Below are 7,796 nucleotides of genomic sequence, written 5' to 3'. Positions count from 1 at the left end.
TGCCTCCCCACCACTTTGGGGGGCGCGCACTCCCCATACAGGGAGAAGCCGACCCCATACCGGCAATGCCGCCTGCGCCTCTAGTCCGTTTTGGGGAGTCGGATGGCGACGGCGCGGTCGATCTGCTGGAGCAGCGTCCCGATCTCCTTGATGAGCGGAACAGCGATGTCCGGCTGGACTTCGACAGCGCGGCGCACGGAGGACCGGTTCACGCTCTTCGCGGCATCCTTCAACGCGGCGCGGGTCGCCTGCAGACGCTCGATGTCCTTCGCCGTGGAGGCGTCGGCCTTGCTATTACTGGCCTTCGAGCCCGACTCCCCATTTGGGGAGTCCTTGCCCATGGAGCTGATGTCGGGGACGTCTGGGGTGTCGCTGGACTGATCGGCCGTCGGTTTCGGGGCTTGGAGGAACTCTCGTACGCGCCGTCCGACTTCGGCGGGCTTCACATCAGCAGGCAGCGCTCCGAGTTGGTCCACGACCTTGCCCACCAGATCACCGGTGACACGGGACTCGCAGCGGGCGATCGTGTCGTAGACCGTTATGGCGACCTTGTCGCTGGTCTTTTTACGGAGCTCCGTCAGCCGCCGGACGTGGGACTCCAACGGCTTGTGCCCGAGACTGGCGAGGGCTTCCCCGACGCGCCATTCGTCGATCAGCCGGTAGAGCTGCGACTCGGAGATCTCCCAGTTGTCCCAGACCCAGGCGGCAAAGTTCGGGTTCTCTTCGCGGTGCAGTTGAGCCGTGCTCATCGTCTCGAGCGACTTGCCCGCGACCCAGAAGGCGTTGCGCAGGTTGTCGACGCCAGCCTTGCAGGCTTCGAGGTCCTGGCGCTCCTGCTCCGAGAGTTCGTCTTCTCCTCGGGGCGCATAGGCAGCCGGGATCAAGGACAGCGCTGTTCCGGGTAGCGGCTGCACAACCACGCTCACCGCGGCGGCCTGTGCGGGCAGGCTGCTGAACAGCCCGCTCGCTTGGGGCTGCTGCTCTCCCGCGTCCACGTCGAACAGGTTGCCCATCAGGCCACACTCCCGCAGTGCTCGAAGATCTCGTTGGTCAGCTCCCGCATCTCCTTGGAGAGCGGAATGATCGTTTCAGGAACTATGTCGGCTCCCGTCGCACGGCCGGCCTTCACATCGGCCGGCGTCGCGGACGTCGGCAGGAGGTCGGCGTACTCCGCGAACAACAATCCCTTCTTACGGGCATTGCGCGCAGGGACTTCGCGGTAGCCGACGATCGTCTCCAGGATCGGAGTGCCTTCTCCCAGCGTCGCCCGGATGTCCTTGCGGACGTCGGCGTGCATGAGGGTGGCGGCCCGGTTGGAGCCGTACAGGAAGGCACCGGCCATCTGGAGGTAGGGGTTCACCTGCTGCTTGACGACCTTGAAGTTCTGGCTGATGCGCCTCATCCCGTGGATCGATGAATCGTCGGAGCGGGTGGGCACTATCAGCGTCCTGGCGCTGCCGAGCACCAGCTGCTCCAGCGAGTCCTGTTCCGGGGCGCTGTCGAAGATGATGCGGTCGTAGAGGGGCGCGATCGGGGCGAGGGCGCGGGCGAGGCTGAGTACGACGCTGGGACCCTCTTGCATCAGCCGCATCATCAGCAGGTTCGCGATGTCGGTGACGCGGGGGCCGCCGGGCAGCACGTCCAGGTTCGGGCGCACTTCGCGGATCGGCTGGAGGGGGACACGGTCGTGGATCGCGCGGTACAGGCCCTCGCCGTCTATGGCGGATGCTCCCTGCGGGTGCACTCCATGCCCGAAGCGCTTGATGCCGAGGTCGTCGTCGTCCTGTCCGGTTACGCAGATGAGGAGGGTGCGGTACCCGTCGGCGGCGGAGTCGCCGGCGAGGTGCGCGGCGACAGTGCTCTTGCCGACACCGCCCTTGCCGGTACCGACAGCGATGCTGCATTCCGGTGGTTCGATCGCCTGTCCGGCACTCTGGTTCAGCACGGGGTGCCTTTCCTCGTTCCTCACGTGTGGACCGCACCGTGCGCGGCACACGAGGCATCTTGGCACACTCGAATCCCTTGCCAGCACTGGCTTAGCGCCATCACTCCCCATTTGGGGAGTCCGCAAGAGGCGGCAGGATTCACCAGGGTTCCGGGGCCCGGGAGTTGACGACTTCCTACCCCCAACCACAGAAACAGGCCGGGCTCGTCGTACGGGCCGGCCCTCAGTCGTCGGGCTCCGCCCGCGAACCAGTCAGAGGGGCAAACGCAGTATCTGGGAGCGTGGGTCAGCGCTGAACAACAAGGCCGTTCAGCTGGACGGAGCCGACCCGCCGCGGAAGACTGGGAGGGTCGATTCCATGCCGCCGGACAAGACGTTCCGGGCGTTCACGCCCGAACGGATGCTGTTGATGCCAATGTCGTTGGACGACTGGCTACCCAAGGCACATCTGGCACGGTTCGTCGCCGAATTGGTCGACGCGAGGTGCTGGACCTGACGGCGATCCGCGCCTCCTACACCGAGCCGCGCGGCTATCCGCCCTACGACCCTCAGTTGATGGTGCGGCTGCTGGTCTACGGCTAGGCAGTCTCGTTTGGATCTGAGGCGCCAATGTGTGCGCGGCATGAAGCCTTGCCCGGAACCGGGACAGCCGCCCCGCCAGGTCTAGATCATAAGATCTGTGACGAGAGCGCCTGAACCCGATCCGGTAGCCGCTGTGCGGGACTATTACGAGCAATCAGCAAAGCGTGAAGCCGACAGGCTGAGCAGGCCCGCGGACGGTGCCGTCGAGTGCGAGTTACATGCGCGGGCGCTGGAGGAGTACTTGCCTCCTCCACCCGCGCGGATCCTGGACAATGGTGGGGGTCCTGGCACGTGGACCTTGTGGCTCGCGCACCGCGGCTATCAGGTGACACTCACCGATCTGTCGCCGGCGCTGCTGAGTGTTGCCCGGGATCGCGTCGCGCAGGCTCCCCGGCAGTGTGCCGCGAATGTAGAGGCCGTCACGGAAGCGGATGCGCGTGATCTGAGTGCCTTCCCGGACGGTTCATTCGACGCTCTGCTGTGTCTGGGGCCCCTTTATCACCTGACCACCAGCACCGACCGCGGTCAGGCCTTACGGGAAGCTCGTCGAGTTCTGCGACCAGGCGGGCTGCTGATTGCGACCATGATGCCGCGCTACATGCGCTTGGTCTCCACCGTCCTGGAACACGGGTCCGCCGCCTTCACCACGGGTGCGGTCGACCTCATCCTGGACGAAGGCCGTTACGACGACCCACGGCCCGGACGCTTCACCGGTGGATACCTCACGCGCCCCGACGATGTCACGCCTCTCTTCGAGAACCATGGGTTCCGTGTGCGGCGCCTGTTGGCGTCTCAAGGCATCCTGGCCTGGGCACAGCAGGAAGCTGCTGCTCTTGCCCACCGAGATCCAGACGCCTACCAGCGTCTGGTCGACATCGCTTACAAGACTGCCAGCGACCCGTCCATTCATGGCATGAGCGGACATCTGCTCGTCATAGCCGACCTTGCTGGGGCCCAGAACGCAAAAATGCCCCGGTCCCGCGACTGAGTCGCGGGACCGGGGCGTTGTCGGTGTCCATCTGTGTGGTGCAGCGTGGGATCGCCGAGGTTCTCAGATGGCCCAGTTGGCGAAGAGGTCGCGGTCAGGGTTGGGGATGGCGGCGGCCGTCAGCCCTGCGGCGGGGTGGCGCATGGCGGTGATCGGTACGGCGCCGGTTTCGTGGGCGGGGGCCCACGCCATACGCCACGTGTCGTCCCACTCGCAGCTGCACGTGTTGTCGGGGTGCGGGTGGTAGAGGAACCGTCCGTGTGCGTGGACCGCACGGGGGATGCGAGGGATGAGCTCGGCGGGGTCGTCGCCGGGGTAGAGGTGGAGGCTGCGCCAGCTGTGGACGCGTGCCATGTAGGCGGCCGCGGCTTCGATGGTGTCGGCCCATGTCTGGTGCCCGAGAACGATGAAGCCTGCCGGGTAGAGAGCGTCCTCAGTTAAGGAGTCCAGGCCCGTGACGAACATGCCTCGGTAGTCGATGAATCCGTGACCGGCCGCGCCGTCGGCGCAGGGGGTCCAGAGGTGTTCAGCAGGTTCCATGGTGCCGTCGTCCGCTTCGCGGGTCGCGATCTCGTACAGGGTCGCGGTGCTGTCAGCCACGTTCGTCCCCTTCCGCGGGGTGGGTGTAGCGGATGGGCTTGCTGAGGCTGCGGGCGTAGGTGATCTCGCGGCGGGTGGACTCGCCGATGTATCCGCCGGGGTTGATGACCAGGACGTCGTCGGCGAGGTCGATTTTGCGCAGGTGGAGGTTGTCGAGCATGTGCTTGATGCGGTCGGCCTGCGTGGGGGTCGCCCACAGGGGGTGCGGTTCCCTGAGGTTGCAGCCGGGGGCCAGGACGATCCGGCCCGCGGCCGTCTCGTACAGGGCGGCCTCAGTGAATTGCTCCCAGAAGCGGGTGGAGCCGCACAGGACGACGATCGGCGGCCGCGGTGTGGTGCCGGTGGAGCTGGGCATGGGATTCCTTCGTTCGGTTTGGTGCGGCCCGCCGATGTGCCGGCAGGCCGCGGTGATGGTCAGCGGCAGAGCTGCCGGAGGGTAGGGACGGCGCGGATGCTGGCGCAGTCGACGGGGCCGTTGGTGAGCGGGGAGCGGCCTTGGGTGGGGGCGAGGTCGGTGAGGATTTCGACCATGGCGTCCTCGGTGTCGAGGGTGACGCCGACGTATCCGCGTCCGCAGGTGCAGGGGACGATCAGCGTGAGGACGTCGGTGGCGCCGTCCTGCTCGGTGATGCGTTGGGTGTGGTGCAGCCACGCTCCGCCGTCGAGCCAGGCTACGGCGGAGGGTTCGTGGCGGCGGTTGTCGCCGGTGACGGCCGGATAGCCGTGCCAGTCGACCGCGTCGACCACCCGGGCGAGGGTGCTCGCGTAGGCGTAGTAGACGTGGTGGGCGGCGGCCGTGGCGGCGTCCTCGCGCTGCTCGTCGTCGTCCGGCCCGGTGACGTCGGAGGCGATGGCGAGCAGGACCGCCAGCGGGCTGTCCGACGCGAACGGGAGGGTGCGGGGCAGGGTGCTGGTCATCGTGTCTCCGATCGGGTGACGGCGGTACGGGGGCGGGGGGTGTGGAGTGCGAGGGCCAGAGCCTCGCGGTTGCGGCGCTGCCGCTCGGGGGTGAGAGGCTGTCGGGCCGGTCCGTGGCGGTGCCACAGGCGCGAGGCCGGCGGTTCCGGGTAGGCGAGGGTGCGGTCGACGGGGCGGGGAGTTCTGCTCATGGGTGAGCCCTCCGTGCGGAGTGATCGAGCAGGGTCAGGCGTGGTCGCCGACGGGGGACTTGGAGGTCTTGGGCCGGGTGTCGGAGGCGAACCGGCCGAACGCCCGCGCCTCGGTGGGGTTGTCGGTGATCCAGTCCTCAGCACACGCTTTGTGCACGGCCTCGCCTGCGTGGGAGCGCATCGGTGTGGGCTTGTCACACAGAACGCACGGCTTGTCCTGCCAGTGGTCGAAGTGGCGGGAGTCGCGCCAGTCCAGGAGGCTGCCGGGCCCGGGGATCAGGCCCGGCACGAACGGTGTCCGCCGGGCGGTCGTCATGCGGCGCGGCCGGGCACAGCGGTCCGGCTGGGGCGGGTCTGCTCCTGGTCGGCGAGGACGTCGACCCAGTTCGGCCCGAGGCGGGCTGCGATCCGGTCGCGTAGCTGGGTGCGCTGCCGGGGTGTGGTGCCCGCGATGATCCCGGTGGGGGTCAGGCTCTTGTTCACCAGTGCCCAGAGCAGGCAGTCGGCGGCCAACGGGCAGCGGGCGCAGGCGCGGCGTGCCTGTGCCAGTTCGAGGGCCTTGCGGGCACAGTCGCCGCGCTCGAAGTCGAACAGCGACGGCTCGCGCTGGCACCGGGTGAGGGTTGGGCTCTGCGGCCGGGAAAAGCGCGGGTCCTGCGTGACGGTGGGGTGGATGGTCATACGGCCCGCCCCCACAGGTGGGTGCCGGGGCGGCCCGGACGACGCCCGTGGACCGCAGGCGTGTAGGCGTCGTGCCGGGTCGCCAGGTAGCCGGGCTGCTGCTCGCGTGTCTTGACCCGGTACATGGCCATGTCCGCACCGCGCAGCAGGCGTGCGGCGTCGGCTGGGTCGGGTAGGTCGGCGGCGCGGGCGGTGCCGATCGACACGGCCGGACCCACCGTCTGCCCGTCGACGTCGACGGGCTGCTCCAGCAGCGCGCGCAGCCCGGCCAGCTCCCGGCCGGTCTCGGTTGAAGGCAGCAGCAGGGCCACGCCGAATTCGTCGCCCCCCAGGCGCGCGGCGAGCCCGCCGCGGGCGGCGGCCCATGCGCCGAGGCGGTGGCCGATGGCGGCGATGAGGATGTCGCCGGCGGCGTGCCCGAGGGTGTCGTTGACGCTCTTCAGTCCGTCGGCGTCGGCGACCAGGACGTGCAGCTGCTCGCGATGGGTACGGGCGAGCCGGTCGGCGCGGGTCATGAGGGCGTCGCGGCCCGGCAGTCCGGTGAGGGGATCTTTGCGGGCGGCATCTCGCTGGCGGCGTACGCGGACGTCGTCGGCGAGCAGAGCGGCCAGCGCGAGCGGCACGGTGGCCGCGGCGATCAGTGTGCGGGACCGCTGACGTAAGAGCACGGCAGCAGGCATGATGGCTCCTGTTCTCGCCCCCTTGCGGGGCGGAATCGAGAGAGGCGCACCCTTCGCTGTCCAGGCTTTGGGGGTGCGCCTCTTGCTGTGATCATTTGTGTCCGGTCCGACCCTGGGGTCGGGCATGCTGGATGGTGCTCCCCGCTTTCGTGACGGGAGGGGGAGTGCCCGGGGCGGTCAACTGCGCCTTAGCCGATGCTGCCGGCCGTCCCGGGGCCCGCTGGATCAAAATTCAGGCTCGTCGGGCCAGGGATCGGTGGCCGGGGTGTACCGGAGCGGGATTCGCAGGTGGCGCCGCTCGGACCAGCAGCCGCAGGCTTCCATCTCCGGGAATGATCCGCTGGTCCAGACGCCTCCCGCGCCCCGGCATGTGGTGCAGTTCCGACGGGGCCGGGGCGTCACCGTCATGTGCTTCCGGTCTACGTCCACCTGCCAGCGGCCGACCTTCAGGACAACCATGGCTACGGCCGGCACGATGGCCGCCGCGAGGAGGGTTCCGCGCATGAGTGCTCCTTTGCGATCTCCGTTTTCAGGCGGCAAGGCCGTGTCCGTCAGCGGCGGGCGCGAGGTATGTCGAGGGATCCGCGGGGGTGCCGTCGTGGCACTCCAGGCAGGAGCCGAGGCTGCGCAGCGGGATGCACGCGTGGTAGCGGCGGCCGCACAGCGGGCATCGCTGGCGTGCCTCCATGGCACGGTCCAGCGCCCGTTCCTTCGCGAGGGTCATGGGCCGGACCGGGAGGGCACGGTCGATGCGGTACAGGAACGTCGGCCGCGTGCAGACCCGTTCGTAGTTCCGGCACTTGCGGCAGCGCAGCACGATCGGCGCCTGCCCGGCCGGGCGCAGGCCCTGGGCACGGAGCTGGCGGCGCGTGGCGAGGCCCTCGGGCGCGGTACCCCAGTCGTACTCCGCTAACAGCGGCCTCCCGTCGAGGCTGGGGAGATGGCAGCCCATCACCGGGTCCAGGCCGGGGTGATGCGGGCGGGGCGGTGCGGGTAGCGGGGGCCGGGGCGCTGCGGGCGGGGCCGGCCGATCCGGCGGCGCGGGCGGGGAATAAGCATGCGGTTCCTCCAGCAGTCGGTGGACAGCGCTGCGCCCCGCCGACGTCGTGCTGGTGTGACGCTGTTGGCGAATTCAAGGCGCGGCGTGACGTCGGCCTTCACGACCTGGTTGGGGTCGTGGAGGCCGACGTGCGTTGGGGGTGGGTGCGGTG

13 protein-coding genes and 1 pseudogene are annotated in these 7,796 nt (G+C 69.0%); 2 read left to right on the top strand and 12 right to left on the bottom strand.

What is annotated here, in order from left to right; genetic code table 11:
• Nucleotides 1-80 precede the first annotated feature (80 nt).
• Together ACFWI4_RS38795 and ACFWI4_RS38790 are read right to left on the bottom strand one after the other, a co-directional pair.
• Entirely contained in the window at nucleotides 81-1,013 is a 933-nt protein-coding gene (locus tag ACFWI4_RS38795; RefSeq protein WP_387206104.1) for a hypothetical protein, read from the bottom strand.
• Nucleotides 1,013-1,945 (bottom strand): ParA family protein, encoded by a 933-nt coding sequence (locus ACFWI4_RS38790; protein ID WP_387206102.1) that lies wholly within the window; start codon nucleotides 1,943-1,945, stop codon nucleotides 1,013-1,015. The genes ACFWI4_RS38795 and ACFWI4_RS38790 overlap by 1 nt, the downstream gene beginning before the upstream one ends.
• Before the next feature lie 358 nt (nucleotides 1,946-2,303).
• Between ACFWI4_RS38790 and ACFWI4_RS38785 the strand changes: the two are divergent.
• Together ACFWI4_RS38785 and ACFWI4_RS38780 are read left to right on the top strand one after the other, a co-directional pair.
• Nucleotides 2,304-2,524, top strand: a pseudogene (locus ACFWI4_RS38785) (IS1182 family transposase); the annotation flags it as partial.
• Nucleotides 2,525-2,660: 136 nt separating this feature from the next.
• On the top strand, nucleotides 2,661-3,515 hold the full coding sequence (locus ACFWI4_RS38780) for a class I SAM-dependent methyltransferase (RefSeq protein ID WP_387206100.1): 855 nt from the start codon (nucleotides 2,661-2,663) through the stop codon (nucleotides 3,513-3,515).
• A gap of 63 nt (nucleotides 3,516-3,578) precedes the next feature.
• Here the strand turns inward: ACFWI4_RS38780 and ACFWI4_RS38775 are convergent, their stop codons facing one another.
• The 10 genes from ACFWI4_RS38775 to ACFWI4_RS38730 all read right to left on the bottom strand — a co-directional run.
• On the bottom strand, nucleotides 3,579-4,115 hold the full coding sequence (locus ACFWI4_RS38775; RefSeq protein WP_387206098.1) for a hypothetical protein: 537 nt from the start codon (nucleotides 4,113-4,115) through the stop codon (nucleotides 3,579-3,581).
• Entirely contained in the window at nucleotides 4,108-4,470 is a 363-nt protein-coding gene (locus tag ACFWI4_RS38770; RefSeq protein WP_387206096.1) for a hypothetical protein, read from the bottom strand. Before ACFWI4_RS38770 ends, ACFWI4_RS38775 begins: the two co-directional genes overlap by 8 nt.
• Before the next feature lie 59 nt (nucleotides 4,471-4,529).
• The gene (locus tag ACFWI4_RS38765; protein WP_387206094.1) at nucleotides 4,530-5,033 is read right to left on the bottom strand and encodes a hypothetical protein; all 504 of its coding nucleotides are present in this window, start codon (nucleotides 5,031-5,033) and stop codon (nucleotides 4,530-4,532) included.
• On the bottom strand, nucleotides 5,030-5,224 hold the full coding sequence (locus ACFWI4_RS38760; RefSeq protein WP_387206092.1) for a hypothetical protein: 195 nt from the start codon (nucleotides 5,222-5,224) through the stop codon (nucleotides 5,030-5,032). The genes ACFWI4_RS38765 and ACFWI4_RS38760 overlap by 4 nt, the downstream gene beginning before the upstream one ends.
• 34 nt (nucleotides 5,225-5,258) lie before the next feature.
• Complete coding sequence (locus tag ACFWI4_RS38755; protein ID WP_387206090.1) at nucleotides 5,259-5,540, bottom strand: hypothetical protein; 282 nt, start codon at nucleotides 5,538-5,540, stop codon at nucleotides 5,259-5,261.
• Nucleotides 5,537-5,905, bottom strand: coding sequence for a WhiB family transcriptional regulator (locus ACFWI4_RS38750; protein WP_387206088.1), 369 nt, complete (start codon nucleotides 5,903-5,905; stop codon nucleotides 5,537-5,539). The genes ACFWI4_RS38755 and ACFWI4_RS38750 overlap by 4 nt, the downstream gene beginning before the upstream one ends.
• The gene (locus tag ACFWI4_RS38745) at nucleotides 5,902-6,585 is read right to left on the bottom strand and encodes a GGDEF domain-containing protein (RefSeq protein ID WP_387206086.1); all 684 of its coding nucleotides are present in this window, start codon (nucleotides 6,583-6,585) and stop codon (nucleotides 5,902-5,904) included. Before ACFWI4_RS38745 ends, ACFWI4_RS38750 begins: the two co-directional genes overlap by 4 nt.
• Nucleotides 6,586-6,810: 225 nt before the next feature.
• Nucleotides 6,811-7,089, bottom strand: coding sequence for a hypothetical protein (locus tag ACFWI4_RS38740; protein ID WP_387206084.1), 279 nt, complete (start codon nucleotides 7,087-7,089; stop codon nucleotides 6,811-6,813).
• 25 nt (nucleotides 7,090-7,114) lie between these two features.
• Nucleotides 7,115-7,537, bottom strand: coding sequence for an RRQRL motif-containing zinc-binding protein (locus ACFWI4_RS38735; protein ID WP_387206082.1), 423 nt, complete (start codon nucleotides 7,535-7,537; stop codon nucleotides 7,115-7,117).
• On the bottom strand, nucleotides 7,537-7,796 hold a 260-nt coding region (locus ACFWI4_RS38730; protein WP_387206080.1), incomplete at its 5' end, for a hypothetical protein. The genes ACFWI4_RS38730 and ACFWI4_RS38735, both read right to left, overlap by 1 nt.

The organism is Streptomyces sp. NPDC127038 (assembly GCF_042725875.1).
Lineage (GTDB): Bacteria > Actinomycetota > Actinomycetes > Streptomycetales > Streptomycetaceae > Streptomyces.
This window is presented reverse-complemented; position numbering and strand designations above follow the sequence as displayed.

Bases quoted from the DNA above. Each gene is read 5' to 3' on its own strand.
- ACFWI4_RS38795 (WP_387206104.1), bottom strand. From the start codon at position 1,013: ATGGGCAACCTGTTCGACGTGGACGCGGGAGAGCAGCAGCCCCAAGCG.
- ACFWI4_RS38770 (WP_387206096.1), bottom strand. From the start codon at position 4,470: ATGCCCAGCTCCACCGGCACCACACCGCGGCCGCCGATCGTCGTCCTG.
- ACFWI4_RS38765 (WP_387206094.1), bottom strand. From the start codon at position 5,033: ATGACCAGCACCCTGCCCCGCACCCTCCCGTTCGCGTCGGACAGCCCG.
- ACFWI4_RS38760 (WP_387206092.1), bottom strand. From the start codon at position 5,224: ATGAGCAGAACTCCCCGCCCCGTCGACCGCACCCTCGCCTACCCGGAA.
- ACFWI4_RS38755 (WP_387206090.1), bottom strand. From the start codon at position 5,540: ATGACGACCGCCCGGCGGACACCGTTCGTGCCGGGCCTGATCCCCGGG.
- ACFWI4_RS38750 (WP_387206088.1), bottom strand. From the start codon at position 5,905: ATGACCATCCACCCCACCGTCACGCAGGACCCGCGCTTTTCCCGGCCG.
- ACFWI4_RS38745 (WP_387206086.1), bottom strand. From the start codon at position 6,585: ATGCCTGCTGCCGTGCTCTTACGTCAGCGGTCCCGCACACTGATCGCC.
- ACFWI4_RS38740 (WP_387206084.1), bottom strand. From the start codon at position 7,089: ATGCGCGGAACCCTCCTCGCGGCGGCCATCGTGCCGGCCGTAGCCATG.
- ACFWI4_RS38735 (WP_387206082.1), bottom strand. From the start codon at position 7,537: ATGGGCTGCCATCTCCCCAGCCTCGACGGGAGGCCGCTGTTAGCGGAG.